Source organism: Glutamicibacter sp. X7, from assembly GCF_054889245.1.
Map to the genome: position 1 here is coordinate 3,268,375 of NZ_CM142678.1, position 21,041 is coordinate 3,289,415.

The window sequence follows — 21,041 nt, forward strand, 5'->3', positions numbered from 1 at the left end:
CCGATTCACCGGCCGAGTTGGCTATTTGGCCGAGGTGCGCCAGAGGTCCTGCCACGCCTCGCGCGAGGCCCAGTCTGTTTCCAGGCCCGCATTGTTGAACTGGAAAATCTGCTCGAGGTGCTTGCCGACATGGGCCGGGTCCTCGGGCTGGGTGATGCTGGAGTTCGCCGAGATCTTGCCGTCGGCGATCTGCGGGGCGATGCCCTCGGCGGTCAGCGCGAAGTGCACGTAGAGTTTGGCGGCGTTCGGGCTCTTGGTCCCCGAGGCGATGGTCAGCCCCTTCGGGGATGCCTTGCCCACCCACGGAACCATGCCTTCGCAGACACCGAGGGCGTAGCCCTTTTCCTCAATATTTCGGTACTTGGCGCTGGACATCAGGGCCATCGGCGGGTTCTGCTGACCGGTGGCTCCCACGGCCTCGGAGGACTCTTCGCTGGACTTGGTCAGAATCGGCTGGTTGGCTGCCATACGGGCCACCCACTCGGCCGCAGCGGAATCCTTATCGGTCTTCAGTTCTTCGCCAAAGGCCTGCTGGTAGGCCTCGCGCAGGGCGTCCTCGCCGAAGCTCGCCATCTGGCTGTACCAGTCCAAGGCGCCGTTGTCCCCCACCGGGTCTTGGAAGGCCACCTTGCCGCGGAACTCCTCGGTGGTCAGGTCCCAGATATTATCGGCCGGGCAGCTCTGAAACGCCTCGGTGTTATAGGTCCAGAAGCTCGGGTCGGTGATCATCACCAACGGCTCACGCATCGACGGGTCGATATGCTCGGCAAGGTCGCCAGGTACCCAGCTGGTCACGAAGTTGTTGGGCAAAAGCTGGTTTTTCAGCGCCGGAAGATCGGATATCGCCACCACATCGCCCACGACGTTGCCCGCCTGTGCTTCCCGAGTGACCTTCTCGATGGTTTCCGCGGCATCGGCCTTCACTCCGGTGGCCTCGATACCGTACGTCTTGGTGAAGGCCGCCGCCATCTCCTCCACCTTCGAGGTGCTGTCGTAGATGGTGATGGGGCCCTCGGATTTAGCGGCGGCGATGAGTTCGTCGAGGTTGAAGTCCTCGGCGGATTCGGTGACCGCGACGGGTCCAGGGTTTGCGCTGGACGCGGGATTGCCCCCGGCGCATCCGGTAAACAGCAGCGCTCCGATGGCGAGGGTAGCGAGGGTGGCCATACGGCCCGTGCGGATGATGGTCATGGCGTTCTGCTCCTTGGTGCGATGGTGTTGCGATGGTGTTGTTGAGGTTTAGCCGCCTAGCCCATCGGCCAGGTTGCTACGGAATAGTCGTTGGGTCGCCCAGGTGCCGAAGAGGGCAATGGCGCAAATCAGCACCACCACGGCGTTCGCGGCGTGGGTGTAACCGAAGTCGATCAACGTCATGGACAGCGTGGTCATAAGCTGGGTGCCCGGGGTGGCCAGAATGATGACGAGGCTCAGACCTTGCACCCCCGAGACGAAGGGCAGCAAGGTGGCGCTGGCTACCGAGCCGCGCAGCATCGGAATGATCACCGTGCGCATCCGTCGGGTAAAGCGCGCCCCGAGGCTTTGCGCCGCTTCCTCGGCCTCCTGCCCCAGCTGCATCATCGCCGAAACCCCGGCCCGTGAGGCAAAGGGCATTTCATCGGCGATCATGATCAGGATCAGGATGGTGGCGGTGCCATAGAGTGCGGGGATGGGGCCGCGCGGTACGGCGAAGAGCGAGAGGTAGGCCACCGCGAAGGCTAGACCCGGCACGAGGTAGGGCATGAAGGTGATAACGCGCAGGGCGGTGCCCAACTGCCGAAGCGGGGAGCGCACCACAACGTATCCGACAAGTAGCCCCAGCAAGCCCGTGCAGATCGCGGCCAGTCCAACCATCCACAGGGTGTTCCAGGCCGCGTGCCATGTCTCTGGCGAAACCAGCACGCCCCGGTTGAATCCCACGGTGGGAAGGTTGTGGCCGATCCAGTAATCCAAGGTGAAGTTCGACGGGGCGAAATGGCCAGGCACCCGCATCACCGTGGACAGCACCAATACGCCCAGGGGCAGTACCACGGAGATCGTGAACAACGCCGCCACCAGGGTGAAGGCGAGAACCTTGAAGCGTGCCAGCGGCACCACACGCGCCGCGAGGCTCTTACCCGAGACGGTCATGAAACGCTTGGCCTCGCGCAGGAAGCGAATGTCGATCAGGAGCGAGATCCCGCCGAGCACCACCATGACCGCTGCGATCACCGCGGCCACCCCAGACTGCTGGGTAGAAATGCTTTGGTGCAGGGTTGTGGAGAGGACCTGGAAGCCGGCCGGCAACCCCAGTACGTAGGCCACGCCGAATTCTCCGACGGCCTTGGCGAACATCAGGGTCGCGGCGGAGAGCAACGCCGGGCGCAGCAACGGCAGAGTGATGCGCCACCAGCGTTCCGCGGCGGTGGCTCCAGCCATTTTGGCCGCCTCATCCAGCTCCGAGGGAAGGTTCCTCATGGCGTTGGTGACCAGCAGGATCACGAAGGGAGTGAAGTGCAAACAGAAGATCACGATAATGGGCAACGGCCCATAGGCCAGCCAGTTCGGAGGCTCCCATCCTAAGGATTCGAGCCAGCCCAGTTGCCCTGCGCTGCTGCGGTTTTTGAAGATCGTCGTCCAGGCCAGCGCGAAGGTCCAGGCCGGCAGCATATAGGGCACGATCAACGCACTGGAGAACCAGCGCCGAGCCGGCAGGTCGGTACGAGCCAGCAGCCAAGCCACCGGCACCCCGATCATCAGGGCCAGCACGATGGAGCACAGCGAAATAAGCAGGGTGTTGCGTAGCGGCGTGTAAAAAATGATCCCGGAGACCGGGGAGCTAAAGACTCGCCCCAGGTAGTAGCTGGTCAACTCGCCCGCTCCGGCTCCGGCCTTTGCCTCGTCGCCGAAGCCGACCTGCACGGCGCCCAGTAGCAACGAGATCACCGGAGCCACGATGAGGTACCCGAAAAGCAGGATCAGCAGGATGCCGATGAGCGTGGCCGGGTGCCGGAAATTCACCTTCGTGCGGTACGCCAGCCCCTGGGTTTGTGGACGCACTTGGCGTGTGGAACGTTCCCTTTTTGGGGTAATGAGTGCCATACATCCCTCCACATAACCGGTGATTACGGGCCGACGAGGAGGTTTCCCCGCGGCACCTGTTTGAGGCTATGTGGCGTGAGCAACGTTCAGATGGCAGTAAAGTGAACGGTTCGAGTCATCAAGTGGAACGTTCCCATGTCGAGGCACGAAAAAAGCCGCCGCGGCACTCCACATCATGTGGTGCGCCGCGGCGGCCTACAAATCTAGGGCCAGAAGGGCCTTTAGTCCTCGAACTTCTTCTGCGGGTTGGCCGAGGAGCGGTTAACGCCCGAGCCCTTGCCCAGCGACTCGTCATTTTCCTTGGAAGCCATCGTCAACACGGAGATGACCAGCAGGCAGGCGACAAAGGCGATGCCAAAGCACAACAGACCGATGTCGTAACGAATCGGGTTCTCCGAACCGCCCGTGGAAGTAATCATCCCGACGATTCCGGCGATGAGCGCCATCACCAGTGAGAAACTCAGTGGGCCCTTAATGGACTGGCTCCACGGTTGTTTCTTCTGTCCGTTATTTCCCACCGGAAACTCCGTTTCTATCTTTCTTTGGTCAGCTGAAGTCTAGTTGCTTTCCGGCGTACCGGGGTCGGTTTGTTCCTTGCGGGCCTCGTGACGATGGCCGAAGGCTGCGATAAGCACGAAGACCGCGAAGATGATCGCGCCACCACCGACCAGCCCGAACATGCCGTGCGCATCGAGCGATCCGCCAACCGCCAAGGCCGCAGCCAGTGCAATCGACACCGCTCCGCTGACCAGCTGGTTGCGGTATGGCGGAAACAGTGCCCGGTACTTGGCGAAGATGAGGATCTCGCTGATGCCTGCCACGAGGAACCCGAAGGCCGCCATGAATCCAACCATGGCCGGGGTGCCCATGAACAGCGTGACAATACCGGCGATGAGCATGAGCCCGGATCCCAGCGCGTAGAGACCGCGGGACTTTTCGGGTGCCGAGGGCACCGAGGCGTACTGCCACATGAAGACTCCGGTCACCACAAGGAGGGCACCGGTTGCATAGGCGAGCACCTGGGTGTCGGCGTTGATCCAGAAAATCGAGGCCAGCGCGTAAATGAGCGCGCTTAGTCCACGCAGGAAGACGGGGCGGAAAACCTCTGAAGCTTGAACTGGGGTGGTTTTGTCGGCAGGCACGCATCTATTCTACCGGGCATAGAACAAAGGACTAACTCACGGAGCATGGGCTTGCGCACGCCGGCAGAAACGGAAGAATGTGGCTATGACCTTCGCGGAACAGCTGATCGCACGCCACGTTAACGCATTCAATGCCCGTGACCTCGACGCATTGCTGGCAGATTTCACCGACGACGCCTCCTGGGTCACCGGGGATTACAGCGTCCCTGCCGGCGGGTTGCGGGAATTCTTCGACGAGGCGATGCGTGCGATCTTGCCGCACCTCGAGATCCGCAGAGTGATCGATGGCGGACAGGTGGTGGCCGCGGAGCTCACCGAAACGTGGCAACATCAGGGTTCCGCCCGTCGTGCCGCGCTGATCGCCGTCTTCGATATTGAGCACGAACGCATCAGCCGGGCCAAGATCTATCGCGAGGGGTCGGCCGACGCTTAAACCAGGCAGACTGGTGCCGCGGGGCCGCAAGCACGGTAGCTACTTGGGTTCGAAGTTGATCGTATTGCGCCACAACCGTTGCTCGGGATCCACGTGCTTTGGATATCGCACCCAGGGCAATCCGTCCTTCACCACGATTTCAAATAGACCGGCATGCCGGTCGGTGTGATGTCCCGGATGGATGCTGGCCCCGTTCAGCACACTGGTCGGCCCGCCGTTGACCCATTCTTGAATATGATCGACCTCGCAATGTTCGGGCGGGACCGTACACCCCGGGACAATGCATCCACGGTCCCTGGCCAAGATGGCCCGTTTCATCGCGGTCGGGAAGTAGCGTTGGGAGCGTCCCACATCCAGGATCTCGCTGGATCCGCCCAGCACCATGGGGATGATGTTCGCCTCGCACAGCGTCCGGCGGAGCGTACCGGGATCGATCGCTAGGCCATGAGCGGTAATTCCACCGACGGTGGGTAGTCTCCCGGCCCCGGCTGCCTCAGGTAGCTCCAGTCCGTGCCGGTCAGCGAGGGCCAGCATCTCGCGTAGTGGCATATGCACAATCACGGTGGGCCGAAACAGGCCCTTCGGTTTTCCGGAGCCCGTCGCGGCGATCCCGGCGCTGGTTCCAGTGATCTGCGAGCGCAAGGCATTGGTCAGTCCGGCCAGACGACGTTGCGCAACGGTGGGTTCCGGCGCGCCCAGGTCGACGGCGCAGGCGGAGACTGCTTCTTCATCGGTGAGGAAGTCTGGATGGGGCAGCTCGTCTTGTCCCGCCCTGCCAGTTGGGCCGACTCCGGCTTTTGCGGAGTCGACCGCTGAGGCGTGAGCCTGTGTTTTGGGGTGGTCCACGTTGGCGATCAGCGATTCCAGTAACTCGCTGTCTTCCCCTGCGGCCTTAAAGATGTATGTCGTGATGCCGTTCTTGGTGCCCTTGCGAAAAAGCCCGGTGCCGGCCAGCGGGTCGGTCGCTTTCTGGGTGTCGGTGGCGCGACGGAAGAATTTCGATAACCCATCGGCGCGCGTGCGTGGGTCTTCTTCGCCGAGCAGGGTGGCGGTCTGTTCTTCTAGGTCGGCGGACTCGCTGTCGTCGGACACTTTCTCCAGGCGGCGCGCCGCGGCCAACACCCCATGGGGGTCGGGCGTGCTCGTGAACTGTTCGGCGAGCCGGATGAATCGCGGCTGCTCGGGGAGCTCTGCGCTGGCCGGTCGAGCGATGAGCCGGTGGGCATCTTCGACCCGGGCTTTTGCGCCGAAGTACTCGATGCGCAGCCAGGCGGCGAGGAAGCTGGTGGCGTTCTGGTACGTGGGACGCCCGGGGACCAGTGTGCAGGGGCCATCGAGCATACGCTCCAGATCGGGCTCCTTAGCGTTGGGCGCGTCCGCTGCGGCCGGTGTTGTGGCTGAGGCGGATTTGAGTTGGTCGAGGGTGGCCACTGGTAGGGCGTGAGCAGCGGTGGCTTCCACCCTGTGGGCTGCGTGAATCTGGTTCCGCACCACCTCGTGCTCCAGCTGCTCGATCTGCAGTGCCGCCAATGCGGCCACGCGCGGGTCGGTGTTCTGGGCTAGCAGACGGGGGAGTTCGTGCAGATAGTCGGTGATCTGCTTCAGGGCGTGCAGATGCCTGGCCGCACGCTGCTGCGGGTCGAGGTTAGCGGTGGCCTCGTCGTTCAGGGACCGGGCCAGGTCGGTGATCTGCATAGGCCCAGTCTCGACGCGACGCGGCCGCGGTGCTCTGCGGGCTTGCGAACTGTGGATAGGCAGGCGCGGGAGCCCCGGGCTACTCCCCCAGCCGCATCCAGGCGGTGCCGCGGGCACGCACCGAGAGGGTCAGGCCGCGCGCGGCCATATAGCCGAGGGCGAAGGCAATCCAGATCCACAAGATCGCCGTCGCGGGGCTCTGCGCAAATACCTGCACCGCCCACAGCATGGGTAGGTACACCACCATATTCAGCACGCCCACTAGGCCCAGATACTTCGCGTCGCCGGCGCCGATGAGCACGCCGTCGAGCACGAAAACCAGTCCGCAAAGCGGTTGAGCCACCGCGAGCACCCAGAGTCCCGGAGTGGCCAGCGCCTGCACCTGCGCGTCGGAGGTCAACAGTTTCGGGAAAACCCAGGACAGCGCGAAGAGGAACAGCCCGGTCAGCACGCCGAAGTAGAGCCCCCAGCGGCTCATCACACCGGTGAGCGTGCGCACCGCGGGGGCGTCACCGGCGCCCAATTCCTTGCCGATCAGCGCCTGGGCGGCGATGGCCAACGCGTCCAGCGCGAAGGCCAGGAAGGAGAAAATGGTGAAGACCAGCTGGTGGGCCGCCAGCGTGCTCGGGCCGCTATTGGTGGCCACCACCACGGTGGCCAAGAGCGCCACGCGCATGGTCAGGTTGCGCAGCATGAGCCAGGACCCAACCTGACCGGTGGCGATGAAACCGCGATAGGTGGGGCGGATGGAGACCTTGGCGGCGCGAATGCGCGGCACCAGCAGCCACAGATACACCACGGCCATCATCCACTGCGCGATCGAGGTACCCAGCGCCGCGCCGGCCACCGACATGCCCAGCGGGTAGACCAGCACGAGGTTCAGTAGCGCGTTGATCGCGAAGCCCACGGTCGCCACCAGCAGCGGGGTTTTGGTGTCCTGCATGCCGCGCAGCACGCCGGTGGCCGCCAGCACCAGCAGCATGGCGGTCAGCCCGGGCAGCGAGTAGTGAATGTAGTCCACCGCGAAGTCCAAAGTCGGGCCGCTGCCGCCCATGGCGCGCACCAGCGGGCGCGCCCCGAGGAGCCCGGCGATGCTGAGCAGCACGCCCAGGGCCACCGCGAACCACATGCCGTCGCGCCCGGCCGCCATGGCCCGGGGCATATTTCCGGCGCCGATGGCGCGCGCCACCGCGGGGGTGGTGGAGTAGGCCAGAAACACCATCAGTCCGACGGCGGTTTGAATGATGGTGCTTCCCAGCGCGGCCCCGGCCAGTTCGGCGACCCCAAGATGTCCGACGATGGCCGTGTCGGCCAGCAGGAAGAGCGGCTCGGCGATCAGCGCGCCGAAGGCGGGCACCGCCAGGGCCAGGATGCGCCGGGCCAGCGACCGGGAGGGGTGGGAAGTTTTCGCGTCATTCACGGTTTCCAGCTTAGATTCAGCGCTGCGCCGGGCAATAATTGAGTCATGCGAACTCACCCACCGGGCAGCGCCGGCGAAGTGTTCACCGCCTTTCTCCGTCTCGGGCTGACCGCCTTCGGCGGCCCCGTCGCCCACTTGGCCTATTTCCGGGAGGCCTTCGTCGCCCGACGCAAGTGGCTGAGCGAGGACGAGTACGCCGACACCGTGGCCCTGTGCCAGTTCCTGCCGGGGCCGGCCTCAAGCCAGGTGGGCATGGCGCTGGGTTTGCAGCGGGCCGGTTGGCGCGGGATGCTCGCGGCCTTTACCGCCTTCACCTTGCCTTCGGCGATCCTGATGCTGCTGTTCGCGGGCAGCGCGGTGTTCCTCGGGCAGACCCTGGGCAGTGGCTGGCTGACCGGGTTGAAGGCCGCCGCGGTGGCGGTGGTTGCTCAGGCGGTGCTGGCGATGGCTAAGAACTTGGCCGCGGAGAAGATCCCGGCGGTGTTGGCGGCCGCCGCCTTCGCGTTGGTGTTGCTGGTGCCCGGGGCCTTCAGCCAGCTCTTGGCGATTCTGCTGGGCGCGCTGGCCGGACTGTTGCTGCTGCGGCGCTCGACACCGGGCGAGGCAGGGTCGAGAAACGCCAGCCGCCGACCGGTGTTGCCGATGGCCGTGGCCGTGAGCGCCCTGGTGCTTTTCGCGGTGCTGCTGCTCGGGTTGCCGGTGCTGGCGGCGCTCACCGGCAATGATGCGCTGGTGCTCTCGGAGATTTTCTACCGGGCCGGGGCGCTGGTCTTCGGTGGCGGGCACGTGGTGCTGCCGCTGCTCGAGGCCCAGCTGGTGCCCACCGGGCTGATCGATCACGACCTGTTTTTGGCCGGTTATGGTGCCGCGCAGGCGGTGCCCGGGCCGCTGTTTACCTTCTCGAGCTACCTCGGGGCGCTGAGCCAGGATTCGTTGGCGCCGCTGGCCGGGGCCGGGTTGGCGGTGCTGGCCATGTTCCTGCCCGGGGCGCTACTGGTGGCCGGGGCCTTGCCCTTCTGGCAGCGGCTGCGCACCTGGGCTCCGGCTCGGCGGGCGCTGATTGGGGTGAATGCGGCCGTCGTCGGTATTTTGGGTGCCGCGCTCTACGATCCGGTCTTTACCGCCGGGGTGACCTCGGCCGGCACGCTGGCCCTGGCGGTGGCCGCCTTTGTCGGGCTGCACCGGTTGAAGCTTGCGCCGTGGCTGGTGGTGCTGGGCGCGGCGGTGCTTGGCCAGTTCTTCTTCTAGGCTCCGCCTCACGGGATTACACTGGGGCCCATGGACGCCACTTTGCAACGCTGGCAGTGCGCCACCTGTGCCACCGAATTCGATCCGGCTCACCAGTTGCCGCAGTTGTGCCCGATTTGCGCCGATGAGCGCCAGTATGTGCCCGACGGGGTGCAGCGCTGGGTGACCGCTGGGCAGTTGCTCGACGCCGGTCACCGGGTGCGGATCACCGGGATCGAGCCGCGGCTCTACGCCCTGGACGTGGAACCGGCGGTGGGGATTGGGCAGCGCGCCAAGCTGGTGTGTACCGAGGGCGGGAACCTGCTCTTCGATGTGCCGCCGGTGCTCGATGACAAGTGCGTGGCGCGGCTGCGCGAGCTCGGAGGTGTGGCGGCGATCGTGGCCAGCCACCCGCATATGTATGGGGTGCAAAGCGCCTACAGTGCCGCCTTCGACGACGCCCCGGTGTATGTGGCCGCAGTCGATGCGCACTGGGTGCAGTTCGAATTCGCCGCGATCCGGCACTTCGACGCGGGCTTCGAGCCGTTACCCGGGCTGCGTCTGGAGATCGTCGGCGGGCATTTCCCGGGCAGCACCGTGGCGCTGTGGGCCGATGGGGCCGAGGGCCGTGGCGTGCTGTTGGCCGGGGATGCGATTTTCCCGGTGGCCGATGGCAATGTGACCTTCCTGCGCAGCTACCCGAACCGCATTCCGCTCTCCGGTCCGGTGGTGCGCCGGATCGCCGCGCAGGTCACGCAGTGGGACTTTGATCGGCTGTATAACAACTTCACCGGGGTGCTGCCGCGGAACGCTCGGCGGATCATCGGATTTTCCGCCGAGCGTTACGCGCGTTGGGCCGAGGGCGCCAACGACCACCTGACCTAGCCTTCGGCGGCGCGGTAGCGCGCATAACCCCAGGTGGCGAGGGCCAGCAGCGGGCCCCAGGCCCAGAACGGCAGCATCAGGGCGCTGGCCCAGTGCAGCTGCCCGGCGGCAATGAGCACGAGTTCTTGCGCCCCGCCGGCGGTGAAGAGCACCGCCACCGTCAGCGCCGGGATCACCGCCAGCCGGGTAGGCACCGGTTGCCCGCCGATGCCCGGGACCCAGTGCGGGAAGCGGGTGCCCCAGGGCCGTACCAGCCCGATGGTGAGCAGCGCCCCGAGCAGCATCGCTGCGCCGAGCATCAGCCCGGTGGCGAACATGCTCGGGTCGTCGGCGAACTTCTGCGCATCACCGCCGAAGAGCGGCCATGGGGTCAGCCACGAGATGCGGGCGAGGACATAGGGCAGTGGGCAGAGCGCGGCGAGCACGGTGAGCGTCACCCGGTGGCGCTGCACGGATGCCCCGAGCCCGCCGAAGGCGACGGCGGAGGCGCTGGCCCCGCGCACCATCCCGAGTCCGGCGAAGACGATCAGCCCAAGGGCGGTGGCGTAGCGCACCGGCTCGTCGAGCACGCTGGTGGCAAACTTTGCGTAGAGTACGCCGAGCGGAAAGTGGCCGGTGAGCGCCAGTACCAGGACCCCTAACGCTGGTAGCGACACGGCCAGTGCCAGCCAGGGGCGGCGTCGGGCCAGGAGCAGAATCAGTGCCAGCAGGCCCAGCGGCAAGGACAGTGCGAGCGTATATCCGGCGATGACGATTCCGTCGAAACCGATGAGACCGAAGGCGACGAGCGCGGCGGCCACGGCGGCCAGCGGCGGGAGGGTTCGGCCGAGCCAGTCGGGCCGCGTGGCGGGCAGCAACCCCGTGGTCAGGCTCAGCGCACCGGCCGCGGCCAACAGTGCGGCCGCGGCGATGCTGGCGCCCTGGCCGGTGCCGAGCAGTTGTTCCAGTGGGGTGGTGCCGGCGGCGAAGGGTCCGGCTGCGGGAATCAGCAGCCAGAGGAGGCCAAAGGCTAGCGCCACGGCGGAGAGAATGATGCTGGCCCAGCCCAGTGGGCCGTTCTCGGGGTAGCGATCGTGGGTGGTCGGTAATGTGCGGTTGGATGCTTGAGTGTTCATGGTTCAAGCCTCGCTCGGCGGAGGGTGTGTGCGCTTCGCCCGGCGGGGCGGGACCGGCTCACCCGTGCGGGTGAGTTGGCGCGGCCTGCGCTCCCCCGGGTTCGATGACGCCGTGCTCGTAGGCCCAGATCACCACCTGAATGCGATCGGCGAGCCCCAGCTTGGCCAGAATCGACTTCACGTGGGTTTTAACTGTGTTGCCGGTGAGGTAGAGGGAGCGGCCGATGGCCTCGTTGGAGGCGCCGCGAGCCAGGAGCAACGCCACCTCGCGTTCGCGCGGGCTCAGCGGCGCAAGGGCCTGCTCGCCGTCGGAAGGTATGCGATGGCGGGCATATTTCAAGAGCAGTGCCGTGGCCCGCGGAGATACCGCGGCGTCCCCCGCCGCCACCTGCACAATCGCCTCGGCCAGTTCCGCCGGATGGGCGTCCTTGGTGAGAAATCCGCTGGCTCCGGCCCGGATGGCGCCGAAGACGTACTCGTCGACGTCGAAGGTGGTCAGCACCAGCACACGGGTCTCCGGGCGCAGGGTGCGCACCGCCTGGGTGGCGCGGATCCCGTCCATTTGCGGCATGCGCACATCCATCAGGACGACGTCGACCGCGTGGGCACGCACGAAGTCCACGGCCTCGGCCCCATCGGCCACCGATCCGACGATCTGCAACCTCGGGTCGGCACCGAGCACGGTGCCCAGCGCGTCACGGAGCAACTCCTGGTCATCGGCGAGCAGGACGCGAATCATCTGCCCGCCCCCGCCGGCAGGGTGACGCGGATGCTCCATCCGTTCCCGCGCTGCACCTCGAGATGACCACCGGCTTGACGGACGCGTTCGGTCATGGCCAACAGGCCGGTACCCGCGCCCGGATCTTCCCTGGGCCCGGCGCCTCCGTCGTCGGTGACGGTCAGCCGCACTTCCTTAGCGGCCCACGCCAATTCCACCCGCACACTGAGTGGAGGCCGCAGGTGGCGGACGGCGTTGGTCAGCGCTTCCTGGGCGGCGCGGTAAAGGGCCAGTTCTGCCTCGGGGGCCAGTTCTCGAACCTGGCCGGTCTGCCGGAAGCTCAGTCGATGCTCCGGTGAGCTGGCGGCGGCCACCAAGTCGGCCAGCGCGCCTAAACCCGGCACCGGTTGCGTCCCGGCGGGAGGCGCTTCCGGGTCTTCCTCGAGTACCCGGAGCATCCCGCGCAGTCCTTGCAGCGCCGAACGCCCGGTCTGCGCCACCCGGCCAAGCGCCTGAGCGGTCTCTTGATCGCCGGTGAGCACCCGGGCCGCCTCGGACTGCGCGATCATCACGGTGAGCGAATGCGAGACCACGTCATGTAGGTCCCGAGAGATACGGGTGCGTTCGGCGGCGATCGCCTGGCGTATTTGGGCCTGTTGTGCGCTAAGTACGGCCGCGCGGCGGCGCCGAGCTGAACGGCCCCAGAACCAGGCGGCACCGACCACCGCCGCCAACGCGGTGGCTTCGAAGGCCAGCAGCATCAGGTCTCTTTGTTCATAGCTGATAGCGTCCACCGCGGTGATCAGCAGCGCCCCGAGCAGGCCCACGCCCAAACCGGTCAGCGCCGTAGGCCGCGGTTGGGTTGTGGCTAGCTGCCATTGCAGCAACAGGAAGGTGACCGCCGAGGGCAGCAGCGCGGCGCTCGAACTGCCCAGATCCCCGGCGAGCGCCAGGGCGAGCATCAGCAGGGCGCCGAGACCGAACCCCGCGCGCGGGAACCAGACACAGAGGAACCCCGCCAAATGCAGTGCCACCGCCAGCGCGCCGATCCACGGCACAACCCCGTCCCAGCCGGCGGGCTCGGCGAGCTGAAGCAGCGCGGCGATGCTCAGCGGCAGGCCGATGGCGCAGATCAGCATGGCCGCCACGAGCGGCGCGCGGGTCTCGGCAGAGGTTGGGCTCACGGCTTCATCCTGCCACGCGGGATCGGGCGGGCACCTCCCCCTAACGGGTGATCCCTGAGGCCTTCATCAAAGCGGGAGCCTCGCGCATCATGACGCTCGTCGCGTTGAGATGCACCGGCAGTAGGATGCGCCAAAGCATTCGTCCTGCCGGCCGCCGGTAGTGGACAAAGGTAGCTAGGCTGAGACGGTCCCCTACGGCGCAGATCACGAGCTGTCCCGTCAAGGAGCGGGACGACGACGCCAGTCGCACCCATCCATCCCCGCGGGATTCGATCGGCCAGCCGGCGATGGTCTCGGAGGCACCCAACTCGGCCAGGGGTAGGCGCAGTACCTTGCGCCAGATCCATTGACCCGACGCACCGGCAGCATCGTGCAGCAGAATCTGTGCCCACTCTTCGGCACTGGCTCGCACCTCCGTGCGGATCGAGACGCAGTCAACAGCATCAACCTCCGGCGCGCCCAGGGCGCGAATCTCGGATGTGACGGCCTCGCCACGAGTTCCTTCGACACGACCGTGTTCCGCGGTCAGACGCGAGAGCCAGGCCCGTTTCCACTGCCGCGTCAGCGACGGATAGACCAGGAGTCGCCGGAAGGGAAGGATGGCCGCGAGATAGGCCCGACCGAACCAGTTGCGCGGGCGTACGAGCACGGCCAAGCGTAGTTCCCAGCCCTGAGCACCCTGCACCCAGCCAAGGTGCATAACCGCGTGGGTGGTGGCGTTGGCGATTTCGCTGGCGTATTCATTGGGCAAGCGATATAGCGGGCGGAAGACTTCCACAGGTTCTTCCTCGACGGTTCCACAGAGGTCCTCGGGTAGTTTCTCTGTGAGCGACGGGGCTGCGGCACCCGGCGCATATTCGTCCCTGTCCCACCCAAATATCGCGCCCAGCCGCCAGCGTAGCGCGAATAGCGCACGTACGACCGGCGACGAGTTCCCCGGAGCCCCGGCCTCACGGATGGCCTCAAGGAGCGCGGGAAAGTCTTCCGGCCCGGCCCCCGGAGTGTGGATCGACCATAGGTCTTCGAGTACAAACCCGTCGGCGATCTGGTGGATCCGCCACGGGTGGTTGTAGTGCACGGAATTGCGTAGGCGAGCCATGGTAGCCTCCATCTATACGGATACGTATAAAAGGAGTCTAGCGCTTCTATACGCAGGCGTATAGATTTAAGGAGATTGAGCATGGCCAATGCACGTACCCCGAGAGATGAATGGATTCGCGCGGGTCTTAACGCGCTTGAGCGCGGTGGTCCGGGCGCTGTACGCGTGGAATCGATCGCCAGCACTCTTGGGGTCAGCAAGGGCGGGTTCTATGGATACTTTTCGGGACGCGACCAATTGCTCGACGAGATGCTCGCAACGTGGCAACATGAGGCCGCGAACGCGGTGATCACCGAGGTAGAAGCCGCCGCTGGCGATGCCACCGCTCGGCTTGCCGCCCTACATCAGAGTGTCGACGCACGCGCCGACCGAACCGGACTCGAGCTAGCGGTCCGAGAATGGGGAAGACGCGACCCCGCCGTTGCACGCCGTCTCGCTCAGGTCGATGCCGCCCGCATGGACTACCTGCGTGAGCTCTTTCTCGAAGTGACTGGAGACGAGGAAGAGGCACTGACCCGCGCCGCGACGGTCCTTGCCGTGTGGATGGCTGGGTACCTCATGCGCTACGACTGCGCCGGGCGAACTCATGACGAGATAAAGAATCTCACCATGCAACGCACCCTCGACAGGTAACTTCCTAAACGCCCAGGCCCGGCAACATCGGTGCAAGCGTGTAGCTCACCGTCAGCGCGATCCCGTTATTGACCACGTGCATCATGTAGGCATAGGCCAGCGACTTGCCGGAAAGGATGTAGGCCAGCGACATCAGCACCCCGAGGAATAGGTAGGGCAACACCTGCACGATGTTGGTCAGTTGCCCCGAGCCCACGAAATGGATCGACGCGAAGAGCACCGTGGATATGACCGCGCAGATCCACACATTGACCCGACGCGAGAGTTTGCCGATGAGCAGGTGACGGAAGAGGTATTCCTCTACGAAGGGCCCAAAGAGCGCGGTCACCGCAAACATCACCGGGAAGGGCACCACACTCGTCATGGACTGCAGCGCCTGTTGATTCTCGCTGATTTCAGGACCGCCGGCGAGCATGGCCACCGCCGCGGAAACGATGATGGTGGCGAACCAACCCGCCGGTAGCATGAGCCATTTCACCCAGGGCAGATAGCGCATGGTCGCGAAGGACTCGAAGAACTGCTGCCCGCACTGGATCATTGCCAAGATGAAGAACCCCGAGTACAGGATGAGGTTCACCCCGAACAGCGCCGCCTGGTCGCTCGGGAAGGCCTCCATATAGCCCGGCACGAGGGTGAGCAGGGCCGCTCCCCCGCCAACGAACAGGAGTAGGTACGCGAGCACCGTGAAAAAGTCTCCACGGTGGAACCGTCCAGCATCGAACACCCTTTGACGTCGCCGCGGAGGGAAATATGCCGGAGGCCCAAACTGCGATTGCTGCATAATCCCTACCCTACCCAGCACGTCTGTGAGTGGGCCGATTGGACACCGGATAGGCCCGATCCGGATGCACACGGCAAGCGGTATCGCGCCCGATGTCGCCGGAGCGCGCGAACTCAGGATTGCGAGGAGGGGACGGTACCGTCCCCTCCTTCCGCCCAAGCCGACAGCGCAAGGGCTATGCCTCGGCGAATGCACCTGCCGCACGGCCGGAGGCGTTGACCACATGAGCCACGGCCAACACCTGGCTGATCACCGGGTTACTGGCAACCTCGGCCGGCACAATTTCTGGTCCGATAATGGCGCTGGCCTCCCAGCGATCCCCGTCGCGGGTGGTGGGGGTCTGCTCCCCGTTGATGGTCAGCTGCACCTGAACGCCCTCGGCCTGCTGCACGGTGCCGGTCACGGTGACCAGGCGGGCGCCCTCGTTGTACGCCGGCTCGTGAATGCGCAGCTCCTCGATGGTGATCTCCGGCGCCGGGCCCTGGGCCGAACGCTCAAGCAAGGGCAGCGTGTCGGTGGGCAAGGCAGGGGCCAGAGCCGGGACGCCACGCAGCCGCGCGGCCGCGTCAAAGGCGTAGCCGTAGGCGAGCAGGTTGCTATCGTCATAGGCCGCACCGGCGATGGTCAGGCCCACCGGCATGTCGATGTCCTCCATGATGCCCATGGGTACCGTGATCGAAGGGATACCGAAGTGGCGCAGCACGTAGTTGCCATTGGAGAAGAACACGCCATTGGCCCAAGCCTTATCCGCGGACTGCGGGTTCACGTCCGCGTCGGCGGGGGCCACGTCGGCATTGGCCGGGAAGACGATGCCGTCGAGCTTCAACTCGGCCAGCCAGTCCTCGAAGTATTCCTTCCGCATGGCTTCTAGGGCATGGAGGGCCTCGGAGAAGCCCGGCAGCTCGGAGGCGATGGCGCGCCCCTGCCCGGCCAGCGCCACCATATCGCGGTAGCGGTTCTCATAGTCCTCGACCTCTTCGTAGCGGTCGGGTAGCGAACCGGCCGGCGCCGGGAAGATCTGCAGGTGGTCCACGTCGGCCAGCCGGTTGAGCTTCGGGTCGTTATTGGCACGCAGGAAGGCATCCCAGCCGTAGGCGAGCAATTCGTTGAACTCGCGGTCCATCCAACCCTCGGGCAGGGTGCCGAGCGCGGCCAGGCTTTCTCCGCCCGGGATGGCACCCTCGTACTTCTCCACGACCGGCAGATCCACCTCGATCACCTCGGCGCCGAGTTCTTCGAGCTTGGCCTTGGCCTGCTCCCAGAGCTTGAGCACGCTGGGGCGTACCTCGATGGGGAAGTTCTCATCCTTGCCCAAGTACATTTTCGGGGCACCAAAACGCTTGCCCTGCAGTGCCTGGCCGTCGCCGAGGGCGCGGTAGCTGGCCGGACGCACCTCGCTCAGCGGAGGAAGTTCCACGGCCTTTTGGTCGCGCCAGAAGTCGCCGGTGGTGATCTCGTCCTCGGCCACCAGCACGTCGAGCACGCGCAGCATGTCCGCCATGGTGCGCGTGTGCGGTACGACCACGTCGCGGGTGGGGAACAGCGGCCAGTTACCGCGAATGGAAATCACGCCACGCGAAGGGGTGTAGGCGCACAGCGAGTTATTTGAGGCCGGGCTACGTCCCGAGGAGACGGTTTCTTCGCCCATGCCGAAGGCGCTCATATTCGCGGCAGTGGAAACCCCGGAGCCGTTGGAGGAACCGGAGGCAAAGGCGGCGGGCAGGAAGTTGGTGTTGTACGGGCTTTCGGCGCGTCCGTAGACGCCGCGCTGCATGCCGCCATCGGCCATTGGCGGCATATTGGTCTTGCCGACGAGCACGCCGCCGGCTTGGCGCAACTGCCCCACGCTGAAGGCATCGAACTGTGATTCGAGGTCCTTGAAGGCCGGCGAGCCGCTGGCCACGGTGAGGCCGCGGGCCATGTAGCTGTCCTTGACGGTGAAGGGCACGCCTTCGAGTTCGCGGGCGTTTCCGGCGGCTCGTCGCTCATCGGCGGCGGCGGCTTCGGCGAAGAGTTCGGGGTTCAGCACGGGCACGGCGTTGAAGCGAATGCCGGAGCGGTCGTAGCGTCCGATGCGGGCCAGGTAGGCGCTGACTAGTTCCACCGAGGTGGCGGCTCCGGTCTCGAGCGCCTGGGTGATCTCGTCGATTCCGGCCTCGATGAGGTTGAACGGTGTTGCCATGTGTTCGTGATCCTTCGAATCTGTCTTTATCCGGTCCCGCGAGCGGTGTGGCTGCGACCGGTGGAGTGCTCACATCCATTATTGACTGGATTTTCAGTTAAGCATAGTCTGGCAGCGAAAAAAGTTGTCGACGAGGTCAGAACTTTCCCGCTGGCAGACAGCCTCGCTAGGGTTGTTTCCTGTAGTCGCGAACGAAAAATTGGAGTGGAATATGGCCGCCGGAAACCCGGAACGCATTTTGGCCGCCTGTGCGGCCTGCATTGCCGAGCACGGGGTGCGCGGCCTGCGCGTCACCGACGTCGCCAAACGAGCCGGCGTATCCTCGGGGCTGCTGTATTACCACTTTGAAGATCGTGACGGCCTGCTGGCCGCCACACTGGAATATGTCAACGCCACCTCGCTGGCCTCACGGCAGGGACAGGAAGCGACCGGGGAACAGGCCGCGGCCGAAATCACGCGTCGCCTGCTGGCCGAAATCGACGAAGATCCCGAAGTGCGAGGGAACTCCATCGTGTGGAACGAGATCCGGGCTATCGCCGTATTTGAGCAGACGTTGGCCGGGCATCTGGCCAACTCCACCAGCGCCTGGCAGGGCGTGATCCGAGACCTAGTCACCGGGCACGGTGTCACCGATCCGACCGTGGCCGAACGTAGCGCGCTACTGCTGACCGCCCTCGTCGAAGGGCTTTCCGGACGGTGGCTCAGTGGGCAGATCAGTGCCGCCGAGGCACGCGAGGCCTTGGAATCCGGCATCTCGGCCCTGCTGTCGACCTAGCAGCACGCGGTCTCGTTCACGGGAATTTCACCGGCGCCCAATCAGGTGTACACGCCGGGCACCACTGGGCGTCACACCGCGCCGTTAGCGTCTTGCCATGACGATTACCACCTTGGCACCGAAGACCCTGCACACCATGGATGCGGTGTTCTTCGATTTCACCTCAGCGCTACGACAGGGGTCCGGCGGCGATCCCGCCGGCTCCGCGACGGAACGTATCGACGAATCCGCCCGGCAGCTGGTGCGTTCGCTCTACCGTGCCGGAGTTAAGCTCGCCGTGCTCGGTGCCGCTACCGAAGCCGAACTCCTACCGGTCCTGCGCCGGGCCGGCATCCTCGAGCTGATCAGCGTCATTGTCACCGCCGAGGAACTCTCCGGACATGCGCCACACGTTTCGGCCGCGGCCCTGGCCGCTCGGCAGCTGGGCCTGCACCATTCGAGCCGCGTAGCGGTATTCGCCGATACCTTACACGGGGTGCAAGATGCCCTTCAGGAGGGCATGAAGGCGATCGCCGTGAGCGGCGGCAACCCCACCCTGGCGTTCGAATTGACCACGCAACTGGTGGTCCCTCGAATCACCCTCGACTGCCTTGGCCTGAAGTTGGCCTGATCAGCCCGGTAGCTGTCCGAAGGCCTCGGTGTCCTTGGTCGGCCCCAACACCAGAATGCGTTCCCCGGGTCGCAACACGGTGGCCGCGTCGGCGTTCTGCCACTTACCGTCGGCATCCGCATGCGCGGCAATGGTTACCCCATAGTGCTTACGCAGATTGCTATCGCCCAGTCGTAGCCCCTGCAGTACCTTCGGCGCGGTCATCTTCACCATGGCATAGCCGCGTTCGACCTCCACGTAGTCCATCATCGACCCGCGCACCAGGTGTGCCACTCGGCGCCCCATATCCTTATCCGGATACACGATGTGATGGACGCCGAGCTGCTCCAGGATCAAACCGTGCTGGTCGTCATGGGCCTTGGCCCAGATTTCAGGAACCCCCATCTTCAGGAGTTTCGAGCAGGCCAGGATGGAGGACTGCAGATGGCTGCCGATGGCCACGACCACGCGATCAAAATCGGCCAGGGATAGCTGCTCGAGCGTTTCGAGCTTGGCCACATCGGCCTTCACCACCTGGGTCAGCTCGCCGTTGAGAGACTGCACGGTCTCTTCGTTCGAGTCGATGCCCATCACACTGGCGCCCGTGCTCATCAATTCGAGAGCCAGCGAGGTTCCGAAGCGGCCCAGGCCGAGCACGGCCACCGAATCGGCTTGCGCGATCTTCTTGGCGGCGTTCCGACCGCCGATAATGTTAACCAATGGCTGGCCTTTCCTTAGGTAGTTCATACACTAATTTCTTGTCGCGTAACGCAAGCGCGGATCCGAGCGACAACACGCCGACGCGGCCGGTGAACATGAGGACGATGACAACGATCTTTCCGGCGGCCGGTAGGTCTGGAGTAATTCCGGTAGACAACCCCACCGTGGCGAAAGCGGATGCTGCCTCGAAAAGGCACTTGTCCAGCGAATGCTCCGTGATCAGCATCAGCGCCATGGTGCCCACAAACACCGCAGCCACGGCGAGTAGCACCACGGCAATAGCCTGGCGGTGCACCGAACGCGACAGGCGCTTGCCGAAAATATTGACCGCACCCTCACCGCGCAACTCGGTTGAGAGGATGAAAAACAACACCGCGAAAGTGGTGATCTTGATGCCGCCAGCGGTACCGGCGGGTCCACCACCAATGAACATCAGTACGTCCATGCCCAGCCACGTGGCCGGATGCATCTGTCCGATATCTATGGAGTTGAATCCCGCCGTACGCGTTTGCACGGAATGGAAGAAGCCTGCCATGAGCTTCTCCGGCGGTGACAACGGCCCCAGCGTGCCCGGGTTCGACCACTCGAGCCCGGTGATAAACACCGTTCCAGCCACCAGCAGCATCGCGGTGCCCGCCAGCACCAGCTTGGTATTCATGGACCACTTCAGGCGGTTTCGGGCGTACTTACGCAGCTGCAGTAGGACGGGGAAACCCAACCCGCCAAGGATGATCGCGCCAGCAATCGGCAGACAGATCCAGGGATCGGTCACGAACCCCATGAGACTGTCAGAGAAGAGCGCGAAACCAGCGTTGTTGAATGCCGACACCGAGTGGAAAACGCCCAGCTCAATCGAGCGCGGCACCGAATAGCCGTAGCCGAGGTAGAACCGGCCGATGAGCATCAGTGCCACAATCGCTTCGATGAGGAAGGTGGTCTTGACGATGCCCAAAACAGTTCCGCGCACGTTGTTGCCTTCAACTGCCCGCGCCTCTGTCTGGGTGGTCATCTTGGTACGCAAACTCAGCTTGCCAAGGATGCTCAACGAAATGAGCGAAGCGAGCAGCATAATGCCCATTCCGCCGATCTGGATCAGCATGAGGATAATTCCTTGACCGAACCCGGAGAAGTCGTTGGGCGTGTCCAGCACGACCAAGCCCGTGACGCAGACGGCCGAAGTGGCGGTAAACAGTGCATCGATGAAAGCTATTGGCTGACCGTCCGCCGAAGCCCACGGCAAAGCCAGCAGCATCGCGCCAATCAGGATGGTGAAAGCGAACCCACCGACGACGGTCCGCGCCGGTTGGGCAACCACGCGGGCACCGTGCACTCGTATTTGGGGCTTGCCTTTGATGACGCCCATAA

General features: G+C 64.9%; 20 protein-coding genes. 6 read left to right on the forward strand and 14 right to left on the reverse strand.

All coding sequences use genetic code 11. The annotated features are described in order from the left end of the window. Positions 1-21: 21 nt before the first annotated feature. From ACYU0X_RS15555 to ACYU0X_RS15570, 4 genes are all read right to left on the reverse strand, one after another. Positions 22-1,191: an ABC transporter substrate-binding protein gene (locus ACYU0X_RS15555; protein ID WP_461901625.1), complete on the reverse strand. Its 1,170-nt coding sequence runs from the start codon at positions 1,189-1,191 to the stop codon at positions 22-24. 48 nt (positions 1,192-1,239) lie between these two features. Next, positions 1,240-3,078, reverse strand: coding sequence for an ABC transporter permease (locus ACYU0X_RS15560; RefSeq protein WP_461901626.1), 1,839 nt, complete (start codon positions 3,076-3,078; stop codon positions 1,240-1,242). Between the two features lie 221 nt (positions 3,079-3,299). Continuing rightward, entirely contained in the window at positions 3,300-3,596 is a 297-nt protein-coding gene (locus ACYU0X_RS15565; protein ID WP_418907663.1) for a hypothetical protein, read from the reverse strand. A gap of 39 nt (positions 3,597-3,635) precedes the next feature. Beyond that, positions 3,636-4,220 (reverse strand): DUF308 domain-containing protein, encoded by a 585-nt coding sequence (locus ACYU0X_RS15570; RefSeq protein ID WP_461901627.1) that lies wholly within the window; start codon positions 4,218-4,220, stop codon positions 3,636-3,638. An 85-nt stretch (positions 4,221-4,305) separates the two neighbouring features. On the opposite strand from ACYU0X_RS15570, the gene ACYU0X_RS15575 reads away from it, so the two are divergent. Continuing rightward, the gene (locus ACYU0X_RS15575) at positions 4,306-4,653 is read left to right on the forward strand and encodes a nuclear transport factor 2 family protein (protein WP_461901628.1); all 348 of its coding nucleotides are present in this window, start codon (positions 4,306-4,308) and stop codon (positions 4,651-4,653) included. A 39-nt stretch (positions 4,654-4,692) separates the two neighbouring features. Here ACYU0X_RS15575 and ACYU0X_RS15580 read toward each other — a convergent pair whose 3' ends face one another. Both ACYU0X_RS15580 and ACYU0X_RS15585 read right to left on the reverse strand, forming a co-directional pair. After that, positions 4,693-6,348: an HNH endonuclease signature motif containing protein gene (locus ACYU0X_RS15580; protein ID WP_461901629.1), complete on the reverse strand. Its 1,656-nt coding sequence runs from the start codon at positions 6,346-6,348 to the stop codon at positions 4,693-4,695. Between the two features lie 79 nt (positions 6,349-6,427). Further along, positions 6,428-7,768 carry an MATE family efflux transporter gene (locus ACYU0X_RS15585; RefSeq protein WP_461901630.1) on the reverse strand — a complete coding sequence of 447 codons (1,341 nt, stop codon included), beginning with the start codon at positions 7,766-7,768 and terminating at the stop codon, positions 6,428-6,430. A gap of 45 nt (positions 7,769-7,813) precedes the next feature. Between ACYU0X_RS15585 and chrA the strand changes: the two genes are divergently transcribed. Next, positions 7,814-9,016 carry a chromate efflux transporter gene (chrA, locus tag ACYU0X_RS15590; RefSeq protein ID WP_418907668.1) on the forward strand — a complete coding sequence of 401 codons (1,203 nt, stop codon included), beginning with the start codon at positions 7,814-7,816 and terminating at the stop codon, positions 9,014-9,016. Between the two features lie 30 nt (positions 9,017-9,046). Further along, the gene (locus ACYU0X_RS15595; RefSeq protein ID WP_461901631.1) at positions 9,047-9,880 is read left to right on the forward strand and encodes an MBL fold metallo-hydrolase; all 834 of its coding nucleotides are present in this window, start codon (positions 9,047-9,049) and stop codon (positions 9,878-9,880) included. Here the strand turns inward: ACYU0X_RS15595 and ACYU0X_RS15600 are convergent. Genes ACYU0X_RS15600 through ACYU0X_RS15615 form a run of 4 tightly spaced genes read right to left on the reverse strand, consistent with a single transcriptional unit; the run spans position 9,877 to position 13,996 of the window. Next, positions 9,877-10,995, reverse strand: a complete 1,119-nt coding sequence (locus ACYU0X_RS15600) for a hypothetical protein (RefSeq protein ID WP_461901632.1) — start codon at positions 10,993-10,995, stop codon at positions 9,877-9,879. The genes ACYU0X_RS15595 and ACYU0X_RS15600 overlap by 4 nt on opposite strands. A 58-nt stretch (positions 10,996-11,053) precedes the next feature. Beyond that, the gene (locus tag ACYU0X_RS15605) at positions 11,054-11,734 is read right to left on the reverse strand and encodes a response regulator (RefSeq protein WP_461901633.1); all 681 of its coding nucleotides are present in this window, start codon (positions 11,732-11,734) and stop codon (positions 11,054-11,056) included. Then, complete coding sequence (locus tag ACYU0X_RS15610; RefSeq protein WP_461901634.1) at positions 11,731-12,897, reverse strand: sensor histidine kinase; 1,167 nt, start codon at positions 12,895-12,897, stop codon at positions 11,731-11,733. Before ACYU0X_RS15610 ends, ACYU0X_RS15605 begins: the two co-directional genes overlap by 4 nt. Before the next feature lie 40 nt (positions 12,898-12,937). After that, positions 12,938-13,996, reverse strand: a complete 1,059-nt coding sequence (locus ACYU0X_RS15615; RefSeq protein WP_461901635.1) for a DUF2867 domain-containing protein — start codon at positions 13,994-13,996, stop codon at positions 12,938-12,940. An 81-nt stretch (positions 13,997-14,077) separates the two neighbouring features. On the opposite strand from ACYU0X_RS15615, the gene ACYU0X_RS15620 reads away from it, so the two are divergent. Then, complete coding sequence (locus tag ACYU0X_RS15620) at positions 14,078-14,629, forward strand: TetR/AcrR family transcriptional regulator (protein WP_461901636.1); 552 nt, start codon at positions 14,078-14,080, stop codon at positions 14,627-14,629. A gap of 4 nt (positions 14,630-14,633) precedes the next feature. On the opposite strand, the gene ACYU0X_RS15625 is transcribed toward ACYU0X_RS15620, so the two are convergent. Both ACYU0X_RS15625 and ACYU0X_RS15630 read right to left on the reverse strand, forming a co-directional pair. After that, the gene (locus ACYU0X_RS15625; RefSeq protein WP_418907675.1) at positions 14,634-15,410 is read right to left on the reverse strand and encodes a CPBP family intramembrane glutamic endopeptidase; all 777 of its coding nucleotides are present in this window, start codon (positions 15,408-15,410) and stop codon (positions 14,634-14,636) included. Between the two features lie 175 nt (positions 15,411-15,585). Then, the gene (locus tag ACYU0X_RS15630; RefSeq protein WP_461901637.1) at positions 15,586-17,592 is read right to left on the reverse strand and encodes an amidase; all 2,007 of its coding nucleotides are present in this window, start codon (positions 17,590-17,592) and stop codon (positions 15,586-15,588) included. Between the two features lie 211 nt (positions 17,593-17,803). Here ACYU0X_RS15630 and ACYU0X_RS15635 point away from each other — a divergent pair, with 211 nt between their 5' ends. Both ACYU0X_RS15635 and ACYU0X_RS15640 read left to right on the forward strand, forming a co-directional pair. Further along, the gene (locus tag ACYU0X_RS15635) at positions 17,804-18,367 is read left to right on the forward strand and encodes a TetR/AcrR family transcriptional regulator (RefSeq protein ID WP_461901638.1); all 564 of its coding nucleotides are present in this window, start codon (positions 17,804-17,806) and stop codon (positions 18,365-18,367) included. A 97-nt stretch (positions 18,368-18,464) separates the two neighbouring features. Next, positions 18,465-18,977 (forward strand): HAD hydrolase-like protein, encoded by a 513-nt coding sequence (locus ACYU0X_RS15640; protein ID WP_461901639.1) that lies wholly within the window; start codon positions 18,465-18,467, stop codon positions 18,975-18,977. Here the strand turns inward: ACYU0X_RS15640 and ACYU0X_RS15645 are convergent, their stop codons facing one another. Both ACYU0X_RS15645 and ACYU0X_RS15650 read right to left on the reverse strand, forming a co-directional pair. Next, positions 18,978-19,676, reverse strand: a complete 699-nt coding sequence (locus ACYU0X_RS15645) for a potassium channel family protein (RefSeq protein ID WP_461901640.1) — start codon at positions 19,674-19,676, stop codon at positions 18,978-18,980. Then, the gene (locus ACYU0X_RS15650; protein WP_418907680.1) at positions 19,669-21,039 is read right to left on the reverse strand and encodes a TrkH family potassium uptake protein; all 1,371 of its coding nucleotides are present in this window, start codon (positions 21,037-21,039) and stop codon (positions 19,669-19,671) included. The genes ACYU0X_RS15645 and ACYU0X_RS15650 overlap by 8 nt, the downstream gene beginning before the upstream one ends. Positions 21,040-21,041 lie beyond the last annotated feature (2 nt).